Raw genomic sequence first — 23,526 nt, 5'->3', positions numbered from 1 at the left:
ATCGCGGTGCGCTTCCAGTACGAGTCCCATGACGCGGCCGGCGAGTGGTGGCGCAGCTACGGCAACGAGCTGTGGGAGTTCGACGAGAACGGTCTGATGCGGCGCCGGGAGGCCGGCATCCACGATGTCGCGATCACCGGCGACGAACGGCGCATCTTCGGGCCCCGCCCGGAGGAGGAGCGGGGGCGCCCCCTCCCGTTCCGCTGATCATCCGACACCGGGGAACTCCCCCTCTTCGAGGGCACCTACGGGGGAAGCGGAGCAGCCGCGCGGCGGCGCCGGCCGACGGCAGTCACCCGCGGACGTTTCGCTTCCCCGCGGTGTGGGAACGAAGTAACCACCGAACCACCGGGCTGCCCATCCCTCCTCGGGGATGTGCAGCCCGCCGTGTTGTTACGCGTGTGGCCTGTGGTTGTGGTGCCCCGGAGCGGGATCTCTGGACGGCCCCCACAAAAGGGGTCCACATGAGTACGAATGTTCAGTCGCTGTCGCAGGAGCTGCTGCGGACAGCCGCACTCCCCGGCCAGGCCGCCGCGCCCGCCCCTGCGGGGCAGGTGAGCCGGGCGGCAGTCCCGGCGAGCATCTTCCTGGCCGTCACCTCGATCCCCGTCGGCAACAACCCGGTCGGGGTGGCCATCGCCCCCAACAGCAACCTCTACGTCGCCAACTCCGGGTCGGCCAACGTGCCGGTGATCAACACCACCACGGACACCGTCGTCGGCGGCCCGATCGGCGTCGGCGGTACACCGGTCTGGCTGACGGTCGCCCCCAACGGCAACGCCTACGTCCCCAACAGCGGGTCGAACACCGTGTCGGTGATCAATACCGCCACCAACACCGTTGTCGGCGGCCCGATCGCCGTCGGCGGCCAGCCGGCCGTGGTGGCGATCGCGCCCAACGGCAACGCCTACGTCACCAACTTCGCGGCGAACACCGTGACGGTGATCGACACCACCACCAACATGGTCGTCGGCGGCCCGATCGCCGTCGGCGCCCAGCCGGTCGGCATCGCGGTCGCCCCCAACGGCAACGCCTACGTCACCAACCGGGGGGCGAACACCGTGACGGTGATCAACACCGCCACCAACGTGGTCATCGGTGTCCCGATCCCCGTCGGCGCCCAGCCGAACTTCGTGGCGATCGCACCCAACGGCAACGCCTACGTCGCCAACATCGGGTCGAACAACGTGACGGTGATCAATACCATCAGCAACACCGTCGTCGGCGCCCCGATCGCCGTCGGCAACCAGCCGTGGGGCATCGCGGTCGGAGCCGACGGGATCGCCTACACGGCCAACCGGGCGGCCAACAGCGTGACGGTGTTCGACACCGCCACCAACACCGTCGTCGGCGCCCCGATCCCCGTCGGTGCCGGACCGATCGCCGTGACGGTCGCCCCCAACAACAAGGTCTACGTCAGCAACATCAACGGGAACAACGTCAGCGTCATCCAATTCGACCCGACGCTGACCAGCATCAACCCCATCCAAGGGCCCATCGCGGGCGGCACGGTCGTGACGATCACCGGCACCAACCTGACCGGGGCGGGTGTCGGCTTCGGCGGCATCCCCGCCACCGGGGTGAGCGTCAACGCCACCGGCACGCAGATCACCGCCACCACTCCGCCCGGGGCGGCGGCCGTCACCGTGACCGTCACCGTCACCACCCCTGGTGGCAGTGCCAGTCTGGTGAACGGCTTCACCTACCTCCTGCCCGTCCACGCCACCTCGCTGACCGCGACCCCGGCGCTGTCGAAACTGTTCCCGCCGCACGTGTACTTCCCGTACCTGACCGCCACGCTGACCGATCAGGTCACCGGCCTGCCCGTGCCCGGCCAGACCATCAGCTTCAAGATCGGCAGCAACCTGGTGGGCACCGCCACCACCGATGCCCAAGGCGTCGCCCGGTTCAACGAGACGCTCATCCTGACGCTCATCCTCGCCAACGGCGGCTATGACGCCGAGTTCGCCGGCGGCTCCACCGGGTCGGCAATCCTGTCGCCGTCCAGCGACCACGCGGGAGTCATCGAACCCTGACCCCTGTCCGGTCCCCGGCCGACCCGGCAGCGCCGGCGGGCACCACCCCGCCACGCCGCGTCCGGGCAACCGCCGGTCGCCAGGCCGGCACCCCACCGTTCCGTGCGCTCCGAGAACAGGAGCGCACGGAACGGTCCGCTGCCCAGCGGTGGCGCACAGCCCCGTCACCCACTGCTCAGCACCTTGCCCACGACGGCCACACCCTCGGTGATCTCGTCCGCTGTACGCGCCGCATAACCGAGTACCAGTCCTGGCGGGGACGGGCGTTGACTGTGCCAGGACAGCGGCTGGACCTTGACGCCGCGGGCGAGGGCGGCCGCGGCCAGGTCCGTGTCGGAGCCCCGGTAGCCGTCCGGACCGAAGGTGACCATCAGATGCAGGCCCGCGGCGGCGCCGTGCACGGTCGCGTCCGGCAGCCGGTCGCGGATCGCCGCGATCATGGCGTCGCGACGACGGCGATGGCGGCGTCGCAGCAGTCGCAGCCCGCGCTCCAGTTCACCGGACTCCATCAGCCGGGCCAGGACCAGTTGGGGCAGTGCGGCATTGCCGAGGTCGGCGAACCGCTTGGCGCCGACCAGCGCGTTCCGGTACTTCGGCGGCGACAGCAGCCAGCCCACCCGCAGGGCGGGGGCCAGCAGCTTGGAGACGCTGCCGGCGTAGCAGACCTGCTCGGGGAGGAGCGAGCGCAGAGCCGGGACCGGCGCACGGTCGTAGCGGTGCTCCGCGTCGTAGTCGTCCTCGACGATCAGGCCGCCGCCGGCCGCCCAGCGCATCAGCTCGCGGCGCCGGCCGCCGCCGAGCACCACCCCGGTGGGGAACTGGTGCGCCGGGGTGAGCAGGACAGCCCGCGCACCGCTCGACCGCAGCGCATCGACGCGTATCCCGTCCCCGTCGACCGGGACCGGCGGCGTCGCCGGCTTCCAGTGGCGCAGATGCTGCCGCGCTCCGAGGGAGCCGGGGTCCTCCACCGCGATCTCCGGGGTGCCGTCATGGTGCAGCACCTGGGCGATCAGGCCGAGCGCCTGTGCGGTACCGGCGACGATCAGCACCTCGTCCGGGTGCGCCCTGATCCCGCGGTTACGCGCAAGCCAGTTGGCGACGGCCAGCCGTAGCGCCGGAGTGCCGCGGGGGTCCCCGTAGCCGAGCTCGGTGGACGCGAGACCGGCGAGCACCGAGCGTTCGGCGCGGAGCCAGGCCGTGCGGGGGAAGGCGGACAGGTCGGGCACGCCGGGCGAGAGATCGATCCGCGCGGGCGCGGCGCGCAGCTCGTCGAAGATCTCCGGACCGGGCGGCGCGGTGAACGGGGCGACGAACGGAGCAGCGAGCGGAGCGGCAGATGGAGCGGCGCTCGGAGCGATGGCCGGAGCGGCGGTCCGGTGCGCGTACGGCGTCGAAGCCGCGCCCTTCGCCGCCGTGGTCACCGGAGCGGCGACGACAACGGTCCCGCGTCTCCCCCGTCCGGCGAGCTGCCCGTCCTCGGTCAGCCGCCGGTACGCCTCGGTGATCACACCCCGCGAGACGCGCAGATCGGCGGCGAGCACCCGGGTCGCGGGCAGCCGGCTCCCCACCGGGAGCCGGCCGTCCGCGATCGCGCGCCGCAACTCCCGGGCGAGCCAGACCGACCGGCCGCCCGCGGGCGCGTCCTCGATGCGCAGTTGCAGGAAGTCGGAGGAACCGGCAGCCGCAGAAGGGGAGGAGGAGTTCACGGACGAGGAGGTCCCAAGCGGCGAGGCGGCGGACGCGGGAGTTATGGACCTCTCCTTAGGCCGATCATTGGACCTGTTCACCGATCCATTGTCCCGGCACGGTGAAGCCATGAACACGAACACGGCATACGTACACGGCTACTCCTCCCAGGAGGCCCGGCGCCTCGGCGACCAGGCGGACACCCTGGCCACACTGCTGCATGCCGGTACGGCCTACCCCGTCGGCTCCCGGGTCCTGGAGGTCGGCTGTGGGGTGGGCGCGCAGACCGTACATCTGGTCAGGAACAGTCCGGGGGCACGGATCGTCGCGGTCGACCGTTCCGAGGAGTCACTGGCCCAGGCCCGCGCGCACCTGGCGACGCAGGAGCCCGGGGCCGAGGTGACGTGGCGGACCGCCGATCTGTTTCACCTGCCGTTCCCTGCACGGTCGTTCGACCACGTTTTCGCCTGCTTCGTGCTGGAGCATCTCCAAGCACCCGGCCGGGCGCTGGCCGCACTGCGCCGGGTGCTGCGGCCCGGCGGGACCCTCACCGTGATCGAGGGCGACCACGGTTCGGTGGTCTTCCATCCGGACAGCCACCGCGCCCATGAGGTGATCGGCCACCAGGTGCGCCTCCAGGCCGCGGCCGGTGGAAATGCGCTTCTGGGACGGCAGTTGCAGCCACTGCTCAGAGGGGCCGGATTCGGCGATGTGGTCATCCGGCCGCGTACGGTCTATGCCGACCGGACCCGGCCCTCGATGGTGGAGGGCTTTACCCGGAAGACCTTCATCGCCATGGTCGAATCCGTCCGGGACGATGCGCTGGGCGCCGGCCTGACCACCGCCGCCGACTGGGACCAAGGGATCGCCGATCTGCGGCTGACCGCGGACGGCGACGGGACCTTCCACTACACCTTCTTCAAGGCCGTGGCCGTCAATCCGGGGCCCTAGGCGGCTCTCCCCGGGGCCCTGTCGTCCTACCGTGCGCCCATCGGGCCGACGTCCGCTTCATCAGGGTCTGCGCCCGCCGGGCCGACCGCCGCTCCATCAGGGTCTGCGCCCGCCGCGCACTCCTGGAGCGCGGGCAGTTTCCGCGTCGTCGCGGCGTCGGCCGGCATACATGCGAAGAGCTTGATACCGGGCGCGTCCAGCGCGGCCAGCTTCACGTAGTCAAAGGTCAGCACCCCGACCCGGGGATGGCGAAAGGTCCGGCGGCTGCTGCCGAAGTCCGCGATGTCATGCGCAGCCCACCAGGCCCGGAACTCCTCGCTCGCCTCCCGCAGCCCGCCGGTGAGCTGCTCGTAGCGCGGGTCCCCGGAGCGCTGCCGGGCATCGGCCCGGAACTGGGCGACCAGATCCTGCGCCTGCCCGGACCAGTCGGCCAGCAGTGAGCGCATGGCCGGATCCGTGAACACCAGCCACAGCAGATTGCGTTCGGCGGGCTCCACCTGTCCGGGATCGCCGATCAGCGCTGCCTCGGCACGGTTCCAGCCGACCAGGTCCCAGTTGGCGTCGAGGAGGTAGGCGGGGTTCGGTTCGAGTGCGTCGACCAGCCGTTGCAGGGCAGGGCCGGGGCCGGGGCCGGGCGGCCGCTCCGGCAACGGTTCCCCGGCCAGCGCGAACAGATGGCGGCGCTCGACCGAACTGAGCATCAGGGCGCGCGCCAGGCTCGTGAGGACCTGCCTGCTGACGGTGATGTCGCGCGCCTGCTCCAGCCAGGTGTACCAGGTCACGCTGACCCCGGAGAGCTGGGCGACCTCTTCGCGCCGGAGCCCCGGGGTGCGCCGCCGCGGTCCCGCGAGGATGCCCGCTTCCTGGGGCGTGAGCCGCTCCCGGCGCGAGCGCAGGAACTCCGCGAGACTCCGCCGCCGTTGCAGGTCAGCCATCGAAACTCCCGTTCGCCGCGGGTCTCGGGGGCCGGCCCGGGTCGGGGCCCGCCGCACGCGTATCCGGGCACAGCCCCTGTGTGGGGGTGGTGGGGACACCAGCATAATCGGCCTCTGTATGTCCGCCCGGGGCTGTCCGACGCTGGCCGCATGACCCAGACCACCCCACCCTCAGGCCCCACGGGACGGCACACCGCACCGGTACGGCAGGACACACCGATACGGCAGGACGGGCCGGTACGGCCGGACCTCCCGCCGAGCGGTCCGTGCTCCCCCGCGGCGCCGTGGCGGGCCCTGGCCATCGTGCTGGCCGGGGCGTTCATGGCCGTGCTCGACACCTTCATCGTGCTGGTCGCCGCCCCCGCCATCCAGGCGGATCTGCACTCCTCCGCCGCCGATGTCCAGCTCATCCTGGCGGGCTATCAGCTCAGCTACGCCCTCGCCCTGATCACCGGTGCCCGGCTCGGTGACCGCTTCGGCCGCAAGCGGCTGTTCATGACGGGGATGGCGCTGTTCACCCTGTCCTCCGTGGGCTGTGCGCTGGCACCCGGCTCCGGCAGCCTGATCGCCGCACGGCTGGTCCAGGGCCTCGGCGCGGCCGCGATGTTCCCGCAGGTCTTCGCGGTGATCCAGGTGCTGATCCCGGCCGCCCGGCGCCCGAAGGCATTCGGTGTGCTCGGGGCGGTCATCGGCATGGCCACGATGTCCGGCCAGCTGGTCGGCGGACTGCTGATCGCCGCCGACCTCTTCGGCACCTCGTGGCGGCCGGTGTTCTGGGTCAATGTGCCGGTCGGCCTGCTGACTCTGCTGCTCGCCGGCAGGTTCGTACCCGAGTCACGGGCGCCGGAGGCCCGGCGGCTCGATCTCCCCGGCGCCGTGGTGCTGACCGTGGCGCTCTCGCTGCTCGTGGTGCCGCTGGTCGAGGGCCGCGCGTACGGCTGGCCGCTGTGGGCCTGGCTCGGTCTGGCCGCAAGCGTCCCCGCGTTCGCTGCGTTCGGCCTGGTGGAACGGCGGGTGGACGCCGGGGGCGGCACCCCGCTCGTCCGGCTGAGGCTGCTGCGCGAGCGGCCGTTCGCGGTCGGGATGACCCTGGTCGTCCTCACGTATGCGGGCATCAACTCCTTGTTCCTCGTCTTGTCGCTGACCCTCCAGGACGGTCTGGGGATGGACGCACTCGGCGCCGGCCTGGTCTACACCCCGTTCGCCGTCGCCTTCTTCGCCGCCAGCCTCCTCGCCGGGCGGCTGGCCCGCTTCGGCCGGCGCGTGCTGCTGCTCGGCGCCCTGACCGGCGCCGTCGGCTTCGTCGGCACCATCGCCCTCACCCTCAACGCCGGTGCCACCCTGACCGCCTGGGAGCTGGTGCCCACGCTGCTCCTGGTGGGCGCGGGCAACGGTCTGCTGGTCACCCCGCTGCTGAACGCGGTACTCGGCACCGTCCGCCCCGCCGAGGTGGGTATGGCCTCCGGGGTGCTCTCCACCGGTCAGCAGATCGGCGGCGCGGTCGGCGTGGCTCTCGTCGGCATCCTCTACTACGGCGCGCTCGGCGGCGCCGCGCACCACGACACCGGCGCGTACGGCCATGCGCTGGCAACCGCGCTTGTCCTCAACGTCGCCCTGGCCGCGGCCATTTCGTCCCTCCTGCCGTTCCTTCCGGAGGCCGCCGCGCGCCGCGCATAACGACCGCCGGACGGCTTCTGCACGGGACGGCGTCCGCACCGGGCGGCTCCCGTACCGGACACCTTCTGCACCGGACACCTTCACGGAAGGGCGGGTTCCAGAAGTTGTCCCCAGCCGATTTCCCCAACTCCTTGACAGATAAGGCGACTCGGAGCATCTTGGAATAACCGTTCCAAGATGCGGCGCGGACGACGAGGCGGTGGAGGGAGAGCTCCCAGTTCCCCCCTCGCCACCCGAACTGCCACTACCTGAACCCGCACCACCGACCCGTACCGACCGACCCCGTGCCACCCGCCCCCGTACCGCCCATCGCAGCGAAACGAGCAGGCCGGCCATGCCCGACATCAAGCACTTCAACCCCGACATCGTGCTCGACGACGCGATCCAGGTCTTCTGGCGCCAGGGCCTGCCCACGACCGGCATCCAGGCGCTGGTGACCGCGACCGGAGTGAGCCGCTCCAGCCTCTACGCGACGTTCGGCAGCAAGGACGGCCTCTACGCCGCGGCGCTGGACCGCTATATAGCGCAGTACTCGACACCGGCCTTCGCCCAGCTGTCGTCGGCCCCCTCGGGGCTGACCGCCATCGAGGAGTTCTTCAGCGGTCTGATCGAGGTGCGCTGCTCCGGGCCGGTCGCCGGCTGGGGCTGCATGGTCACCAATGCCTACGCCGGACCGGAATGCGGCGAACCCGGCATCCGCACCCTGCTCGAAGAGCACCACACCACGCTGGAAGCGGCCATGCGAGCAGCCCTTGCCACGGCCCACGACCTGGGCCAACTCCACGCGGACGGCGATCTCGACGCCTCCGCCGCGGTGCTGGCGACGCTTGCGTACGGCGTCAATCTGCGCTCCCGGGCGGGCGCCGACGCCCAGGCGCTGACCGACACGGTGCACGCCGCCCTCGCGCCACTGCGCGCCCATCCCTCACCTCAGGAGCACCTACCGCAATGAGCCTCCGTGACGAACTCACCATGCTTCTCCGCACCGGCTACCCCGAGCTCCCGGCCGCCGCCCGCGAGGTGATGGAGCGAGCCGGCCGTGACCTCGCCGCCTCGGGCCAGGCCGCGCGGGCCCGGCAGGCCGGTGACACGGCACCCCGCTTCAGCCTCCCCACCGCGACCGGCGCCACCGTCACCCTGGACGACCTGCTGTCCGCCGGCCCCGTCGTGCTCACGTTCTACCGCGGCGCCTGGTGCCCCTACTGCAACCTCGCGCTGCGCGCCCTCCAGCAGCATCACGCCGATATCACCGCCCGCGGCGCCCAGTTGGTGGCCCTCTCGCCCCAGATCCCCGACGAGTCCCTCACCCTCACCGAAAAGCACGCGCTCGCCTTCGACGTCCTCAGCGACCTCGGCTCGGACACCGCCAAGCAGTACGGCCTCAGCTTCGATCTTCCCGACGACCTGGCCGCCGTGTACGACTCCTTCGGTTTTGAGCTCCAGCGCGTCAACGGCGGCCATCCGCGCACCCTCCCGATACCCGCCACCTACGTCATCGACCGCGACGGCACCATCCGCTGGGCCTTCGTCGACACCGACTACACCGCCCGCGCCGAACCGTCCGACATCCTCACTGCCCTCGACGCCTTGCCCTCGGCCCGCTGAATCACGCCCGGCACTCCAGCACCGCACCCGCGCCGGGAAATTGCACACCGAATTCGCGGAGGCCTCAACGGGAATTTGACCGCCGCGCCCCGGCATCCCAACTCGCCACCATCCCCCCATAGGCCGCCGCGTGATGGAGCGCTAGGGTCGGATTTCCAGGAACGTAACGGGGGAGGGCAGCCGCCTGTGGCGCAGGACGATGCCGTGATCGGCTGTACGGGAGTGCTGCTGATCGGCACGCGTGGGACTGCCGGTCCCGGTGAGGTCCTGGTACGGATCAGAGGCGGCACCGAGGCTTTTCTCGCCTGGTCCGCCGAGCCCCTTCCGGTAGGGGCGACCGTGCTCGTGATCGAGTCCCGTGGCAGTCGCCAGGTCGATGTCATGGAGTGGGCCGATCCATTGGACGCGTTGTCCGGCAATGCCGGCGACGCCGGTTGAGGAGACAAAGGATGTTCGGTTACCGCGTTCCTGCCCCCGATCAAGCCATGCTGATCTCGGGAGGCAGGCGTGGACAGGGGGGCGCGCCATTCCGAGTGGTCACCGGGCACGGCAAGTTCGTGCTGCCGGTCTTCCGTAAGGTCCGCTTCCTGACGCTGGCGATGTGTGAGTCGGAGGTCGCCGAGACCTGTGTGACCCGGCAGGGCATTGCGCTGACGGTGCGGGCCGTGATCGCCTTCAAGGTAGGCAACGACACCGAGAGCGTGGTCAACGCCGGCCAGCGGTTCCTGTCCGACCAGGACCAGATGTCGGTGCTGACCGGCCGGATCTTCGCCGGTCATCTGCGCTCCATCATCGGTTCGATGACGGTCGAGGAGATCGTCACCGAGCGGCAGAAGCTGGCCACCGAGGTCCTGGAGACGTCCAAGACCGAAATGGCGAAGATCGGCCTGATCGTCGACTCGTTGCAGATCCAGTCGATCGACGACGGCGACACGGGCTATATCGAGGCGATGTCCGCCCCGCACAAGGCGGCCATCCAGCGGCAGGCGCAGATCGCCCAGGCCCAGGCCACCCAGGCGTCGGTCGAGGCGCAGCAGGAGGCCGCGCGCAATCAGGCCGAATACTCCCGGCAGACCGCCGTGGTCCAGGCCGAGTACTCCGCCGAGGTGGACCGCGCCCAGGCCCGTGCCGCCCAGGCCGGCCCGCTCGCTCATGCCCACGCACAGCAGGAAGTCCTCGCCGCCCAGACCGAACTCGCCGAGCGCGCGGCCCTGCTGCGCCAGCAGGAACTGGTGGCCGAGGTCGTCAAGCCCGCCGAGGCGGAGGCCGAGCGCATCCGGCTGCTGGCGCTGGCCGAGGCCGAGCGGATGAAGATCCAGGCCGAGGCCGCCGCCTCGCACGACCGTGTGGCGCTGGACCGGATGCTCATCGACCAGCTCCCGCAGATCGTCAAGGAAGCCTCCGCGGGCCTGGCCAACGCCAATGTCAATGTCCTCAACGGCACCGACGGCCTGGGCGAGATCGCCGCCGGCCTGGTCGGCCAGGGCCTGACCATCCTCGATTCGGTCCGCCGCAACCTCGGCACCCCCGACGGCCAGGACGACAAGGCCGCGAAGAACGGCGGCACCGCGACGAACCAGAGCCACAGCGGCCGGGTCGAGATCGAGTAACACCGGACGGGGCGGCGGGGCCACTGACACGGAACGGGGTGGGAGCCTCTGACACCGGACGGGGTGGGGGCCTCGCCCCACCCCCCGCTCATGCCTCCCGCCCCCGCGGCTGCTCCTCCGCCGTGTGCTTGCGGCGGGCATGGGCCACCAGATGATTGAGCACCGTGACAGTGGTGGCGATATCCGCGTCGTCGAAGCCGGCGAGGGACTCGCGGAGACCGGCTTGGCTGGTTTGCTGGAGACGGTTGAGGACCGCCTTCCCGTGGGGCGTGATCGCCACCTGACGGGCCCGGCGGTCGAGGGAGTCCGGGGTGCGTTCGACCAGATCCTGGGTTTCCAACTGGCTGATCTGGCGGGTGACATGAGGCGGTTCGACCATCAGCAGGGCGGCCAGATCGCCGACCCTGCTGACCCCTCCGCTGTCCTCCAGGGCCATCAGCAGCCATAGGTCGGAGCGTGCCGCCGTGACGCCCGCCCTGGCCGCCTGGCGTTCGTGCGCCCGGGAGCGGGTGAGCAGATAGGACAGCGTGGCCAGCACTCTTTGCAGTGCGGCGGTGGGGTCCTGGTCTCTTCCGGGGTCCGGCATGCAGGCACTTTAGCGGCCCTCGCGGTGCCGGGAGCCCTGCTCCGGGACGCCGGTGCCCGGAGGGGCGTCCGCTCGGTTTGAGCCAACCTCGGGTGCGCGTTGATCGCCTCTTCCCTCCCCCGTTCAGGGTGAGTTAGCGTGGCGCGAGTTAGTTGCTTAAGTTAGGTAACTAGTCACCATCTGACCGCGCTTGCGCTGGTCACGGCGGCTGAAGAGCTGGTTACCGAGGTCGCAGAACCCGTCAAGGAGAGGCGCCACCCGCACCGTTCGCCACGGCAGCGCCGTGTCCCGATCGTGGAAGGACCAGCCGCATGACGACTGCACAAGGCACCGAGGCCGAGCACGATTTCGGACCGGGCGAGGGCCTCGCCCCCCTCGCCGTCCCGGCCGCGCGGGCCGCCGGCTGCCCCTTCGATCCCCCACCCGGCGTCGAACGGGCCCGCCGGGAGGAGCCGGTCACCCGGGTCACGCTGTGGGACGGTTCCTCCTGCTGGCTGGTGACCCGGCACCAGGACGTACGGGAGGTGCTCGGCGACCCGCGGTTCAGCGCCGATGCGTCGCGGCCGGGCTTCCCCTTCCTCACCGCCGGCTCGCGCGAACTCGCCACGTCCACACCGACGTTCATCCGCAGGGACGACCCCGAGCATGCGCGGCTGCGCCGGATGCTCACCGCCGATTTCATGGTGAAGAAGGTGGAGGCGATGCGCCCCGAGGTGCAGCGCCTCACCGACGGTCTGCTCGACCGGATGACCGCGGGGCGCAGCTCGGCGGATCTGGTGGCCGAGTTCGCGCTGCCGCTGCCGTCCCTGGTGATCTGCCTGCTGCTCGGCGTCCCGTATGACGACCACGAGTTCTTCCAGGACCGCAGCCGCCTCCTGCTCAGCCTCCACTCGACGGCCGAGGAGGTGCGCACCGCAGGGGACGAGCTCCAGGACTATCTGAGCCGGCTCGCCGAGGCCAAACGCCGCGAGCCGGACAACGGCATCGTCAGCCGGCTGGTCGCCCGCGACGATCTCGACGCCGAGGAAATCGCCTCCATGGGGCGGTTGTTGCTGATCGCGGGCCATGAGACCACCGCCAATATGACCGCGCTGTCCACCCTCGCCCTGCTGCGCAACCCGGACCAATTGGCGCGGCTGCGCGCGGACCCGTCGTTGATCAAGGGGGCCGTCGAGGAGCTGCTGCGCTACCTGTCGATCATCCACAACGGTCTGCCGCGGATCGCCGACGAGGACGTCACGATCGGCGGCCGCACCATCCGCGCCGGCGAGGGCGTGCTGTGCACCCTCAACTCCGCCAACCGTGACGAGGACGTCTTCCCCGGGGGCGAGGCGCTCGACATCGGGCGCGACGCCCGCCGCCATGTCGCCTTCGGCTTCGGTGTCCACCAGTGCCTGGGTCAGCCGCTCGCCCGGGTGGAGCTACAGATCGCCGTCGAGACGCTGCTGCGCCGGCTGCCCGGCCTGCGGCTCGGCATCCCCTTCGAGGACGTCCCGTTCCGTCACGACATGGGGATCTACGGGGTCCACGCACTGCCGGTCGCGTGGTGATCCCCGCGACCAGCAGTGCGTACCCCGGCGCATTCCGCCACTCCGGCGCGTTCACCGCCACCCGCCACCCCGGCGCGATCCGCCGCCCCGACACCTTCCGTCACCCCGACACCTTCCGTCATCCCGTTCCAGCCCGTCCGCCAACGGTCCTCAGGGGCCGGGCGGCCCACCGTGGGGAGAGCCATGCGCGTGCACATTGACCAGGAGAAGTGCTGCGGCGCCGGAAGCTGTGTGCTGTCCGCGCCGGAGGTGTTCGACCAGCGCGAGGAGGACGGCATCGTCGTCCTCCTCGATGCCGAACCGCCGGCCGACCTCCACGAAGCGGTCCAAGAGGCGGTGGCCATCTGCCCGGCCGCCGCGATCTCGGTGCAGCAGGTGGAGCAGGCGGATCGGGTCTAGGGGCGCCTCCCCCTAGACCCGCCCCCTGGTCAGGGCCGGGCAGGCCCCAGGCCGGACAGCCCTGAGGCCGGTCCGGCCCTGCGGCGGTCCGGCCCTGCGGCGGTCCGGCCCTGCGGCGGTCCGGCCCCAGGGCCCGTCCGGCCCTGCGGCGGGCCCGCCCTACGGCTGGGGCACCAGCCCGTCCTCGACCAGCCCGGCCAGCACCGCCTCACCCAGCGCCTGCACCGCGGACTGCGGCCGCACCATCACGGTGAACTCCTTGATCCGGCCCGCCTCGTCGAATTGCAGCAGATCGATGCCATGGATCTGCTTGCCGTTCACGGTGGCCCGGAAGATCAGGATCACCGAGTCCGCGGAGCCGCCGTCCGGCCCCGCCGCCGTCTGTGCGCTGCCCGCCAGCTCGCCGACGTAATGGAAGTCCTCGAAGGTCCGCAGCAGCACCCCGAACAGTCCGAGCACCATCGGCCGCCCCTCGAAGGGCGAGAACTTCACCGGGCTGTACAGGCGGACATCCTCGGTGAACAGCCCTTCCGCCGCGCCCAGGTCCCGTGCTTCCACTGCCGCCTTGAAGCGGTCCGCGGTCGTCCCCATGACTCTTCCTCCTCGCTCGACCGGGCACCGGCCCGGCCCCGATGGCTCATAGTCGCGACTATGATTAGTCAGATTCTTGAGTATGGGAAGGGGTGGCCGGGGAGATGTCCCTCAAGCACGCGGTGCTGGCGGCGCTGCTGGACGGCGAGTACAGCGGCTATCAGCTGGCCAAGGCGTTCGATGCCGGTGTCGCCAATTTCTGGCATGCGCTGCCGCAGCAGCTCTATGCGGAGCTGACCAAGCTGGAGGCGGAGGGGCTGGTCGCCGGCCGCCAGGTGGTCCAGGAGACGCGGCCGAACAAGCGGCTGTTCCATGTCACCGACGAGGGCCTGGCCGAGCTGGAGCGGTTTGCGGCGGCCGCGTCCAAACCGTCGTTCATCCGCGACGATCTGCTGGTCAAGGTGCAGGCCGTGGACCGGATCGACGCCGCACCGGTGATCGAGCAACTGGCGGAGCGGGCGCGGGTGGCCGCCGCCAAGGTCGAGATCTTCGACCAGCTGCTGGCGCGGCTGCGCGGCGGCATGGACGAGACGGAGTTCCTCGCCCGCGGCGACCGGATCGGCCCGTATCTGACGTGCCTGCGCGGTCTCGGCTTCGAGCGGGAGACCCGCGACTGGTGCGAGCGGATCGCCGGGGTACTGCGGGAGCGGAGCGGTGCGCACCCACAGCCGTAGGACAGCGCGGCACACATCCGCACTCGCGGCTGGGCGAAGGCGGGCCCCGGGTCGAACGGCGACCGAAACAGCGACCGAGTGATCGTTTCTCCGGAACCCCTTCGTGTGACAACGGACATCACCGGGCGTATGCGGGGCAACACACATTCCGCATGGAAACGGAATGAAAGGAATATTCTTATGCGTCTTCGCCATACCGTCGCCACCGCCGTCGGCACGCTCGCCCTCACCCTGGCCCTGCCCACCGCCTCGGCCGGTGCGGCCACCGGCCCGTTCACCTACGTGTACACCGACTCGACCGGCAACCCGCACGTGGGCCTGCTGTCCGACCCGCCGAGCCGGGCCTGCCTCAGCCTCCCCGAGGTGACCGACCCGTCCGTCCAGCCCGCCCACACTCCGAAGAACTACACCTCATCCGTCGCGACGGTCTTCGCGGGTCCCCACTGCACGGGCGACTACTTCAGCCTCCGGCCGAACGGCGGTCATGGCTCGGACCGGCTGAAGGTCCGTTCGGTGGTCTTCGCCTGATCCGACGCCGGCAGCCGCAGTGCGCCGGCCGACCGCGACCCCGGCCCGGCGTGGTGGATGATCACCTGCCGGCCGGGGTCGGCGTCGCATTCGACCGGGCCGGAGGGTGGTTCCGCCAGGACTAGGCACGCCGTGCATATGTTGAAGGGGGCCCTGGTTACGACAAGCGGAACGAACCATTCTCGATGGCATGACCCACACCTCTGTCTCCGCGTACGCCGCACCCGCCCCGAAAGCACCGCTGGAGCGGATCACGATTCCGCGCCGCGAGCTGGGGGCCCACGACATCCTGATCGACATCAAGTACGCCGGTATCTGCCACTCCGACATCCACACCGTGCGCGCCGAGTGGGGCGACGGCGGGGCCTTCCCGATCGTCCCCGGCCATGAGATCGCCGGTGTGGTCGCCGAGGTCGGCGCCGAGGTCACCCGTTACCGGGCGGGCGACCGGGTCGGGGTCGGCTGCTTCGTCGACTCCTGCCGGGAGTGCGAGAACTGCCGGGCCGGCCTGGAGCAGTACTGCACCGGCGAGCTCGGCAACGTCGGTACGTACAACGCGACCGGCCGGGACGGCGAGACCACCTACGGCGGCTACTCCACGCACCTCGTGGTCGACGAGAACTACGCCCTGCGCATCCCCGAGAGCATCCCGCTGGACGCCGCGGCCCCGCTGCTGTGCGCGGGCATCACCCTCTACTCGCCGCTCGCCCACTGGAAGGCCGGCCCCGGCAAGAAGGTCGCCATCGTCGGCCTGGGCGGCCTCGGCCACATGGGCGTGAAGATCGCACATGCGATGGGCGCCGAGGTCACCGTGCTGAGCCAGTCGCTGCGCAAGAAGGACGACGGCCTGCGGCTGGGCGCGGACCACTACTACGCGACCTCCGACCCGGCCACGTTCGAGGCGCTGGCGGGCACCTTCGACCTGATCGTCAACACCGTCTCCGCCAACCTGGACCTGAACGCCTACCTCGGGCTGCTGGGCACCGACGGCACCCTGGTGCAGGTCGGCGCCCCGGAGAACCCGCTGCCGGTGGCACCGTTCGCGCTGATCCCGCGGCGCCGGTCGATCGCCGGCTCGATGATCGGCGGCATCCCGGAGACGCAGGAGATGCTCGACTTCTGCGGTGAGCACGGGCTGACGGCGGACATCGAGGTGATCGGCGCGGAGCAGATCAACGAAGCGTACGAGCGGGTGCTCGCGAGCGATGTCCGCTACCGCTTCGTGATCGACACCTCGACGATCTGATCCACGGCCCGCTTCGGCGGACCGGCCTCCGCAGGCGCGAACGCCCGGGGCTGCCTGACGCAGGCCACCCCGGGCGTTCGCATGCCGTGACCCCACGAGCTCGGCTAATTGGAAACGGTATCCATTTTCATATAGCCTCGGACCTCCTGCCGCCGACCGCCGAAGGAGGCCCCGCCCCATGGCCGTGCCCAAGCGCAAGCTCTCCCGCAGCAACACCCGCCACCGCCGTGCGCAGTGGAAGGCCACCGCACCCCAGCTGGTGCCCGTCACCGTCGACGGCTCCGTCCACCAGGTCCCGCGCCGCCTCGCGAAGGCGTACCGACTCGGCCTGATCGACCCGAAGGGCTGACCGGCCATGGCGCACGCCCGGCTGCCCGTCACCGTGCTCTCCGGATTCCTCGGCGCGGGCAAGACCACCCTGCTCCACCACATCCTGGGCAACCGGGAAGGCCTGCGCGTCGCCGTCATCGTCAACGACATGAGCGAGGTCAACATCGATGCCGCCCTGGTGCGCGGCGGCGCCGCGGCGCTGTCCCGCACCGAGGAACGGCTCGTCGTGATGACCAACGGATGCATCTGCTGCACCCTGCGCGACGACCTGCTGGAGGAGGTCGACCGGCTGGCCCGCGAGGGTCGCTTCGACTATCTGCTGATCGAGTCCAGCGGTATCTCCGAGCCGATGCCGGTCGCCGCGACCTTCGCCTTTCCCCGCGACGACGGTGCCACGCTCGGCGACCTGGCCTGCTTGGACACCATGGTCACCGTCGTCGACGCCGCCGGTTTCCTGCCCGGACTCACCGGCGGCGACGGCCTCGCCGAACGCGGCCTCGGCCAGTACGAGGACGACGAACGCACCATCAGCGATCTGCTCATCGACCAGATCGAATTCGCCGATGTCATCGTGCTCAACAAGACCGACCTGGTTCGTCGGGCGTGGACACCGAGCGGGCGGAGCCCGCCCCGGCCGACGGCGGGGAGCACCCGGCCGGCCAGGAGCTGGTCTTCATCGGCACCGGACTGCGCCCGGAACCGCTCCATGCCGCCCTCACCTCCTGCCTCCTTGCCCCCGACGAGCCCGCCCCCACGGCGGCCGACGACCCGTTCCCGGCCTGGGAGGTCCACGGCACCGAGGAGCGTTGCGCACACGAGGAGGAGGAGAAGGAGTCGGCGGCGTCCCACTCGGCTGCGCAGAGCCCGGGTTGAGGGTAGGGGCGACCCGCCACGGCCCCTACCCGTAGCACCCTCCCGCTCCCTAGCACCCTCCCGTTCCCGTAGCGCCCTGCCGCCCGAGCCCTTCCTCAGCCCTGCGCCCGCCGCATCGTCCGGGACGGCCACCAGCTCGCCCGCCCCAGGAGGATCAGTGCCGACGGCAGGATCACCACCCGGATGACGAAGGCGTCCAGCAGGACGGCCACCGCGAGGCTGAAGCCGATCTGCTTCATCTCGGCGAGGTGCAGGAACATATAGCCGGCGAAGACCGTCACCATGACCGCTGCCGCACTGGTGACGACCTTGGCGGAGGCGCCGACCCCGTGCAGCACCGCCTCCCGCGTCGGTACACCGCGCAGTGCCGCCTCCCGTATACGGCTGACGACGAAGACCTGGTAGTCCATCGACAGGCCGAAGAGGATCACGAACAGGAACAGCGGGACGCGGGAGCCGATGGCGCTGGTCGCCGTGGCGTCGAAGCCGAACAGCGTGCTCGCCAGGCCGTGTTGGAAGAAGATCACGACCAGCCCGAACGCGGCGGCCGCGGACAGCAGATTGAGCGCGACGCCGACCAGACCGATGACGACGGAGCGGAAGACCAGGGCCGTCATCAGGAAGGTCACCAGCAGCAGCGCCCCGACGACCAGGGGCAGTTTCTCGTTCTGGTGGGCGAGGTAGTCGGTGTCGTGCGCGACGTCCCCGCTGACCGCGTACTCCGCGCCGGGCACCTTGCCCACGGTGGCCGGCAGATAGTCCGTACGGAGGCGGTCGAGGGAGGTGAGCGCCTCGGGGGAACTGACCTTGTGGGGCGTCGACACGTCCATGGTGGTGGTGCGGCGGTCCCGGGAGGTGCGGAGGGGCGGTGTGGCGTCCGTGGCGTACAAGGGATCGGAGTGGGTGCGTGCGCCCGCCTCCCGTAGTGCCGCCGCCACTTCGGGCGCGTGGGCGGCGGCGGCCCGGACCACGATCTGGTGCTGGACACGCAGGTCGGGGAAAGCCGTGGTGAGACGGTCGTAGGTCCGCAGTGCGGGGATCTCGCGTGAGTGACTGTCCTTGTTGAGGACGCGCAGCTGCATGCCCAGGGCGGGTGCCGCAAGACCCAGCATCAGCAGGACGGCCAGGCACAGGGCGCGGGCCGGGTGGGTGCTCGCGGGGCGCAGCAGGGCGCGCCAGATGCGGCCGGTGCCGTCCGGCCGGACCCGTGGCGCCGGGCGGCGTCCGGTCCGCCGCTCGCGGCGGGCGGCGCGGCGTTCGGCGCGCTGGGCGATCTTGACCAGGAGTGCGGGCAGCGCCGTCAGCGAGCTGAGGACCGCGGCCAGGACGACGATGACGGTGCTGGTCGCGAGCGAGGAGAAGATCACGTCGGTGGCCAGGTAGAGGGTGGCCGTGGAGACGACGACCGCGAGGCCGGAGACGACGACCGCCCGGCCGGAGGTGGCCGCGGCGAGTTCCACCAGTGCTTCGGGTCCGAGGCGGCCGCCCGCGCGGTCCCGTTCCTCCCGTTCGCGCTTGAGATAGAAGAGCGTGTAGTCGACGCCGACCGCCATGCCGATCAGCAGGATGATGCTGGTGCCCACCCCGGCGTCCGGCAGGACGTGGGAGACCGTCATCGACAGGCCCACGGCGGCCGCGATCGAGGTCAGCGCGAGCAGCAGCGGCACCGCCACCATCAGTGCGGACCCGAAGACGGCCAGCAGGGTCAGCAGGGTGACCGGCAGGGTGATCGCTTCGGAGAGCGCCAGGTCCTGGCCTCGCTGGGTGTCGACGCCGACGCTGACCGACGGGCTGCCGGTCTCCGCCACCCGCAGTTGCGGATGGCTGCGCTGGACCGCCGCGGCCTGGGCGGCGAGCGGGGCGACATGGTCCTTGGCGTCCGCCTCCGCCCCCTTCATGATCACGGGGACCCGTAGCGCGCCGCCGTCCGCCGAGCGGACCGCGGGCGCGACCCGCGCCACCTCGGACAGCTTCCGCATCCGGGCGGTGACGTCCCGGACGGCCGCCCGGGCCGCGGCCTCCTCCAGCGGGCCGGACCGGGCGGAGATCAGCACCTGTTCGACCGGCTCGTGCCCCAGACCCGCCTCTGCGGCCAGGGTCTCCGCGCGGCCCGCCTCGCCGACGCGGTGGTCCTCCGCGGTGGCCTTGTGGGTGCCCGCCGCGAGGCCCACCCCCAGGCACAGCACCACGAACGCCAGCCATCCGGCCAGGGCGCGCCAGGGATGCCGTGCGCTCCAGTTCGCCAACCGGACCGTGACCGGCCGCTTTTCCTTCGGCCGATGCTCCGTCGGCCTGCTTCGTACCGCCACGTTCACGTGCCCGGCTCCTTCGGCATCACGTCGCGCCCCCCACTGGTACGCATGTAAGTAGAGAATTACAGGTGTCGGAGCGAGGCGTCAACCGTAAGATTGTGGTGGCCGGAGGGCGGCGGACGTGTTTGACAGTCCGTCGTGTCATGCGACAACCTCCGCTGACAGGCGTCCGGAACGGCAAGAAGGTGGGCCATGAACAGCGAGGAGCTGCTGGCCCTGCTGTCCGCCGTGGGCCATGCGCAGCGGCTGCGGGTGATCGCCGAACTGGCCGACGGCAGGCTGTACGTCAGCGAACTCGCCCGCCGGCTGGAGATGTCCCGGCCGCTGCTCTATATGCACCTGGACCGCCTGGAGAAGGCCGGTCTGGTGGCGGGCCGGCTGGAACTGTCCGAGGACGGCAAGGCGCTCAAGTACTTCGAACTGACGCCGTTCGAGCTGAAGCTGAATGTGGACACCGTCCTCGGCGCCCTCCGGGAGGACCGCTCGGAGGCGGCGTCACCGCAAGAGACCGGGGACGCGGACGGCTGAGCCGTCGGCCGCGAGGGACCGAACGACCCTAGGGGGACCCGTACATGAACGGCAGCACCATCATCCCGATAGCAGTCCTGGTGATCATCTTCGCCTCGGTCACCACGATCGTGGTGTCGTACTTCAGGCTTCAGCGGCACCGGGCGGATGCCGCAGCGATGGCCGAGTACCGCAGGCTCGCGGAACGGATCACCGTCCAACAGGAGACGGTGAGCGCGCAGTTGGTGGAGCTGGGCGACCGGGTCAAGGCCGTGGAGAAGCTGCTGCACAGCGTGGGCTGAGGACCCCGTGGGGAGCGGGCGCGGGCCCGCGGAAGAATTTCCGCGCCTTCCGGCAACCCCCGTCCCTGCCGCACGTCGTCACGGGTGAGGGCGCAATCGGGCGCCGACCTGACGAACAACGTGGAGCAGCCGACCGTGAAGTTCACCCGTACCTCCCCCGCCTCCGCCGTTTTCCGGCCGTCCGCCGCGCGCCCCCGTCTGCGCGGTGCGGCCGGCGCCGGACTGGTCGCCACGCTCGCGCTCGCCGCGCTGTCCACGGCCGGCACCGCACACGCCGACGCCGCCGCATCCCAGCCGCAGCGTCCGTACACCGGCCATGCGACCCCGTCACCCGTCCCCCGGCCGGCCGACGGCAGCACCCGGCCCACGCCGTCCACCAGCGTCCCCCCGAAGCCCACCGCCCCCACCACTCCCCGGCCCTCCGCCTCCCCCAGCCACCCGGTGCCGCAGCCCAGCGTCAGCGCCCCGCCGGCCTCCCCCGGCAAGGGCGGTGACAGCCCCTCGGCAAGCGCCCGCCCCGCCCCCGCCAAGGGATCGGGGAGCGACAAGGAACTCGCACGCACCGGGGCGTCCGCCACGACCACCATGGCGCTCGGCGGAGCCGCCGCGGCCCTGATCGCCGCGGGCGGCGGCACCGTCTACGCGGTCCGCCGCCGGCGCGGCTGAGCCACCGCGCCCGCCCGCCCCGAGGATTCGATGGAGTACTCCGCCACCCCGCGGCACGCCCCGGTACGGTTCGCCCTGCCGGGGCTCCGGCCTGCCCTGTGGCGGTGGCTGCTGCGCACCGCCCGTCCGCCGGCCGCCCGCCGCGAAACACCGCGCCCCGGCCGGCAACCCCGGTATCCCGTGTCCGGCGGGCCCGCCGGCGTCGAGTCCCGGTTGCCGGACGACGGCGCCCCCGCGCCGCCCGAACCCGGGCCGACGATCAGCGAGCTCTACCAGGCACACCGGCTGAACATGGTCCGGCTGGCCGTCCTGCTCGTCGACGACCGCGCCACCGCCGAGGACGTCGTCCAGGACGCGTTCGCCGCGCTCTACAAGCGGCACGGCGAAGAGCTCGGCGAGGTCGACAATGCGCTCGCCTATCTGCGCACCGCGGTCGTCAACGCCGCCCGCTCGGTGCTGCGGCGCCGCCGTACAGCACGCGACTACACCCCGCCCTATGAGGCGGACGCGCCGTCCGCCGAGGAGCGGATCGTGCTGGACGAGGAGCACCGGGAGGTGTTCGCCGCGCTGAGCGGGCTGACCGCCCGCCGCCGGGAGGTGCTCGTCCTGCGCTACTGGGGCGATCTGACCGAGGCGCAGATCGCGGCGACGCTGGGCATCAGCCGCGGCTCGGTGAAATCGATCGCCAGCCGCGCACTGGACTCGCTGGAGAAGATCTTGGAGGAGCGGTCATGAACGGCCCCGGCACGGGTACCGGCCGCACCGGCAGCGGGCCCGGCGGCGGCGTGGGCGACAGCGGCACGGGCCCTGGCGACGGCACGTCCGGGCGCCCCGTGGAGGACCGGCTGCGCCGGGCCTTCGCGGCACGCGCCGAGAGCATCGCCCTGCGGGATCTGCGGCCCGCCGCGCCCCCCGGGCCGCATACCCGCCGCAGCCGGCTGTCCGTTGCCGAGCTGCCGTGGCTGCGCCGTTTCGGGCTGCCGCTGGCCGCGGCAGCCGCCGCCGTCGTGATCGGCTGCCTGGCGACCGCCCCCGGCGGCCCCCCGGACCGGCCCTCACCCGCGACGCCCCCGCGCCCGGTCACCCCCGCACCGTCCCCGGCACATACGGGACCGGCCCCCGAACCGCCTGCGGACACTCCGTCGACGGGCCCCCACCGCAGCGCCGACCCCTCCGGCTCACCCGCGCCCGGTACCGGCCCGGCACGGCCGCCGCGTAGCCCCCGTGACACCCCTACGCCCAGCCCGACGGATCAGCCGGGCGGCCGTCCCCCCACGACCCCCCGGCCCCCCTCCGCCACCCCGTCGGCTCCCACCCCACAGAGCAGCACCGCATCCGGCGGCAGGAGCAATTCCCCTTCGCCCTCCAGTAGTTGAGCGTGCCGCTGACGGACACCCGCCCCCGCCCCGCCGGCCTCGGGCCACAGCGGCTCGCCCGGCCCGCCCGGCCCGTGCGCACACCCGGTGCGCAGCCGTCCCCGGCGGGCCGGCCCCAGCCGTGCGGTGCGGTCCACGGGCGGGCACCCCCGGCCGCGCCCCGTACGGCAGCCCATCCGCGACCTCCCGGGCGGCGAACCCGCGCGCCGGACGGGGGCGGGCGCGTCGCCGAGGCCTCCGGCATGCGTTAGCCGTGCGTTAGCGGATCACCAGCACCGGAGCCGAAGGTCGTGAACACGCCACTGTCCCGGGGGAGCTCCCTATGCCGTTCACCGACACCACCGCCTGCCGGGCCGTCGCCGCCGCCCTCCTCGCCACCGCCGCACTCGCCCTGACCACCGCCTGCCACGAGATCTCCGGCAACCGGATCGGCAACCCCGCGGGCGTCTCCCCGGCCCCCACCTCGACCTCCCGGGAGGACGGCGAGAATCCGTCCCCCGGCCCCGACGGCCGGGTCGCCTGCACCCCCGAGATGCTCAGATTCCATGCCGGCGCGATGCCGCGGCGGACCCACCGGATGCTGCTGACGGTCACCAACTCCTCCGGCCGGACCTGCCACTTCGCCGCCCAGCGCTACCCCCTGCTGCGGTTCGGCGACGACCGGCAGCCCACCCTCCCCGCGATCGCGGCGAGCCGGCCGTCCACCGCGGTCTCGCTGGCGCCCGGCGACACCGCGTACGCCACGATCACCACCTCCGCCGCCGGCGGGCCGGGCGGCAGGGGCCACCGGGGCCGGAAAATTTCCCAGTTCGGCGTCGCACTGACCGGCCGCGCCACCCCCACCCAGGTCGGCCTGGACGGCCGCGCTCCGGTCCATGTCGACCCGCGCACCGCCACGGTCACGTACTGGCAGCCGAGCCTGGACGCCGCCCGGAGGTGGTGACGGTCCGGCCCCGCGGCACGGGTCCGGGACGCGCCGCGCCGTAGTCCGTTCGGGTCGCATCCGGCCATATCCTTCGGGCCTCCCCTCCCCAATGATCCAAATTTGCCGTCAATGATCCTTTTGCATTGCTGCGGCATGGCTGC

At 71.7% G+C, this 23,526-nt stretch carries 24 protein-coding genes and 2 pseudogenes; 21 read left to right on the top strand and 5 right to left on the bottom strand.

Annotated elements, in window-relative coordinates; genetic code table 11:
- Both IF67_RS0126315 and IF67_RS40460 read left to right on the top strand, forming a co-directional pair.
- Positions 1-207: pseudogene (locus IF67_RS0126315) on the top strand (DUF1348 family protein); the annotation flags it as partial.
- A 257-nt stretch (positions 208-464) separates the two neighbouring features.
- Positions 465-2,036 (top strand): IPT/TIG domain-containing protein, encoded by a 1,572-nt coding sequence (locus IF67_RS40460; protein WP_030989693.1) that lies wholly within the window; start codon positions 465-467, stop codon positions 2,034-2,036.
- Between the two features lie 164 nt (positions 2,037-2,200).
- Here the strand turns inward: IF67_RS40460 and IF67_RS0126305 are convergent, their stop codons facing one another.
- Entirely contained in the window at positions 2,201-3,853 is a 1,653-nt protein-coding gene (locus tag IF67_RS0126305; protein WP_078889639.1) for a PLP-dependent aminotransferase family protein, read from the bottom strand.
- Between IF67_RS0126305 and IF67_RS0126300 the strand changes: the two genes are divergently transcribed.
- Complete coding sequence (locus IF67_RS0126300; protein WP_030989690.1) at positions 3,852-4,673, top strand: methyltransferase domain-containing protein; 822 nt, start codon at positions 3,852-3,854, stop codon at positions 4,671-4,673. The genes IF67_RS0126305 and IF67_RS0126300 overlap by 2 nt on opposite strands.
- Positions 4,674-4,699: 26 nt before the next feature.
- Here IF67_RS0126300 and IF67_RS0126295 read toward each other — a convergent pair whose 3' ends face one another.
- Positions 4,700-5,608, bottom strand: a complete 909-nt coding sequence (locus IF67_RS0126295; protein WP_234341343.1) for a helix-turn-helix transcriptional regulator — start codon at positions 5,606-5,608, stop codon at positions 4,700-4,702.
- Between the two features lie 150 nt (positions 5,609-5,758).
- Between IF67_RS0126295 and IF67_RS0126290 the strand changes: the two genes are divergently transcribed.
- From IF67_RS0126290 to IF67_RS0126270, 5 genes are all read left to right on the top strand, one after another.
- Positions 5,759-7,285, top strand: a complete 1,527-nt coding sequence (locus IF67_RS0126290; protein ID WP_078889638.1) for an MFS transporter — start codon at positions 5,759-5,761, stop codon at positions 7,283-7,285.
- Between the two features lie 334 nt (positions 7,286-7,619).
- Entirely contained in the window at positions 7,620-8,237 is a 618-nt protein-coding gene (locus tag IF67_RS0126285; RefSeq protein ID WP_030989684.1) for a TetR/AcrR family transcriptional regulator, read from the top strand.
- Positions 8,234-8,890, top strand: a complete 657-nt coding sequence (locus IF67_RS0126280; RefSeq protein WP_030989683.1) for a peroxiredoxin-like family protein — start codon at positions 8,234-8,236, stop codon at positions 8,888-8,890. Before IF67_RS0126285 ends, IF67_RS0126280 begins: the two co-directional genes overlap by 4 nt.
- Positions 8,891-9,076: 186 nt before the next feature.
- Complete coding sequence (locus tag IF67_RS0126275) at positions 9,077-9,328, top strand: hypothetical protein (protein WP_030989681.1); 252 nt, start codon at positions 9,077-9,079, stop codon at positions 9,326-9,328.
- A gap of 11 nt (positions 9,329-9,339) precedes the next feature.
- Positions 9,340-10,500 carry an SPFH domain-containing protein gene (locus IF67_RS0126270; protein WP_030989679.1) on the top strand — a complete coding sequence of 387 codons (1,161 nt, stop codon included), beginning with the start codon at positions 9,340-9,342 and terminating at the stop codon, positions 10,498-10,500.
- 88 nt (positions 10,501-10,588) lie between these two features.
- On the opposite strand, the gene IF67_RS0126265 is transcribed toward IF67_RS0126270, so the two are convergent.
- Positions 10,589-11,086 (bottom strand): MarR family winged helix-turn-helix transcriptional regulator, encoded by a 498-nt coding sequence (locus IF67_RS0126265; protein ID WP_030989677.1) that lies wholly within the window; start codon positions 11,084-11,086, stop codon positions 10,589-10,591.
- Between the two features lie 311 nt (positions 11,087-11,397).
- On the opposite strand from IF67_RS0126265, the gene IF67_RS0126260 reads away from it, so the two are divergent.
- Both IF67_RS0126260 and IF67_RS0126255 read left to right on the top strand, forming a co-directional pair.
- The gene (locus IF67_RS0126260; RefSeq protein WP_030989676.1) at positions 11,398-12,636 is read left to right on the top strand and encodes a cytochrome P450; all 1,239 of its coding nucleotides are present in this window, start codon (positions 11,398-11,400) and stop codon (positions 12,634-12,636) included.
- A 183-nt stretch (positions 12,637-12,819) separates the two neighbouring features.
- Positions 12,820-13,035, top strand: a complete 216-nt coding sequence (locus tag IF67_RS0126255) for a ferredoxin (RefSeq protein ID WP_030989674.1) — start codon at positions 12,820-12,822, stop codon at positions 13,033-13,035.
- A 159-nt stretch (positions 13,036-13,194) separates the two neighbouring features.
- Here the strand turns inward: IF67_RS0126255 and IF67_RS0126250 are convergent, their stop codons facing one another.
- Positions 13,195-13,626 (bottom strand): nuclear transport factor 2 family protein, encoded by a 432-nt coding sequence (locus tag IF67_RS0126250; protein WP_030989672.1) that lies wholly within the window; start codon positions 13,624-13,626, stop codon positions 13,195-13,197.
- Positions 13,627-13,730: 104 nt separating this feature from the next.
- On the opposite strand from IF67_RS0126250, the gene IF67_RS0126245 reads away from it, so the two are divergent.
- The 5 genes and pseudogenes from IF67_RS0126245 to IF67_RS39540 all read left to right on the top strand — a co-directional run bounded on the left by IF67_RS0126245 (position 13,731) and on the right by IF67_RS39540 (position 17,277).
- On the top strand, positions 13,731-14,300 hold the full coding sequence (locus IF67_RS0126245; protein WP_030989670.1) for a PadR family transcriptional regulator: 570 nt from the start codon (positions 13,731-13,733) through the stop codon (positions 14,298-14,300).
- 180 nt (positions 14,301-14,480) lie between these two features.
- Positions 14,481-14,828: a hypothetical protein gene (locus tag IF67_RS0126240; protein WP_030989668.1), complete on the top strand. Its 348-nt coding sequence runs from the start codon at positions 14,481-14,483 to the stop codon at positions 14,826-14,828.
- A gap of 190 nt (positions 14,829-15,018) precedes the next feature.
- Complete coding sequence (locus tag IF67_RS0126235; RefSeq protein ID WP_030989667.1) at positions 15,019-16,074, top strand: NAD(P)-dependent alcohol dehydrogenase; 1,056 nt, start codon at positions 15,019-15,021, stop codon at positions 16,072-16,074.
- A gap of 178 nt (positions 16,075-16,252) precedes the next feature.
- Positions 16,253-16,423: a 50S ribosomal protein L32 gene (rpmF, locus tag IF67_RS0126230; protein WP_030989664.1), complete on the top strand. Its 171-nt coding sequence runs from the start codon at positions 16,253-16,255 to the stop codon at positions 16,421-16,423.
- 6 nt (positions 16,424-16,429) lie between these two features.
- Positions 16,430-17,277 (top strand): annotated as a pseudogene (locus IF67_RS39540) (GTP-binding protein).
- A gap of 95 nt (positions 17,278-17,372) precedes the next feature.
- Here IF67_RS39540 and IF67_RS0126220 read toward each other — a convergent pair.
- On the bottom strand, positions 17,373-19,586 hold the full coding sequence (locus IF67_RS0126220; RefSeq protein ID WP_051818640.1) for an MMPL family transporter: 2,214 nt from the start codon (positions 19,584-19,586) through the stop codon (positions 17,373-17,375).
- Between the two features lie 195 nt (positions 19,587-19,781).
- On the opposite strand from IF67_RS0126220, the gene IF67_RS0126215 reads away from it, so the two are divergent.
- From IF67_RS0126215 to IF67_RS45810, 6 genes are all read left to right on the top strand, one after another.
- Positions 19,782-20,117 (top strand): ArsR/SmtB family transcription factor, encoded by a 336-nt coding sequence (locus IF67_RS0126215; protein ID WP_030989659.1) that lies wholly within the window; start codon positions 19,782-19,784, stop codon positions 20,115-20,117.
- 44 nt (positions 20,118-20,161) lie between these two features.
- Positions 20,162-20,398, top strand: coding sequence for a hypothetical protein (locus IF67_RS0126210; RefSeq protein WP_030989656.1), 237 nt, complete (start codon positions 20,162-20,164; stop codon positions 20,396-20,398).
- A gap of 84 nt (positions 20,399-20,482) precedes the next feature.
- Positions 20,483-21,064, top strand: coding sequence for an LPXTG cell wall anchor domain-containing protein (locus tag IF67_RS40455; RefSeq protein WP_158713171.1), 582 nt, complete (start codon positions 20,483-20,485; stop codon positions 21,062-21,064).
- Positions 21,065-21,094: 30 nt separating this feature from the next.
- Entirely contained in the window at positions 21,095-21,799 is a 705-nt protein-coding gene (locus tag IF67_RS0126200) for an RNA polymerase sigma factor (protein WP_030989652.1), read from the top strand.
- Positions 21,796-22,440 carry a hypothetical protein gene (locus tag IF67_RS43905; RefSeq protein WP_158713170.1) on the top strand — a complete coding sequence of 215 codons (645 nt, stop codon included), beginning with the start codon at positions 21,796-21,798 and terminating at the stop codon, positions 22,438-22,440. Before IF67_RS0126200 ends, IF67_RS43905 begins: the two co-directional genes overlap by 4 nt.
- A 322-nt stretch (positions 22,441-22,762) precedes the next feature.
- Positions 22,763-23,383 carry a DUF4232 domain-containing protein gene (locus IF67_RS45810; protein ID WP_030989649.1) on the top strand — a complete coding sequence of 207 codons (621 nt, stop codon included), beginning with the start codon at positions 22,763-22,765 and terminating at the stop codon, positions 23,381-23,383.
- The last annotated feature ends 143 nt before the right edge of the window (positions 23,384-23,526 follow it).

The sequence above is a fragment of the Streptomyces sp. NRRL S-1813 genome (assembly GCF_000719605.1).
Classification (GTDB): Bacteria; Actinomycetota; Actinomycetes; order Streptomycetales; family Streptomycetaceae; genus Streptomyces; species Streptomyces decoyicus.
The sequence above is the reverse complement of the archived record's forward strand: the minus strand, read 5'-3'. Positions and strand labels throughout refer to the sequence as shown.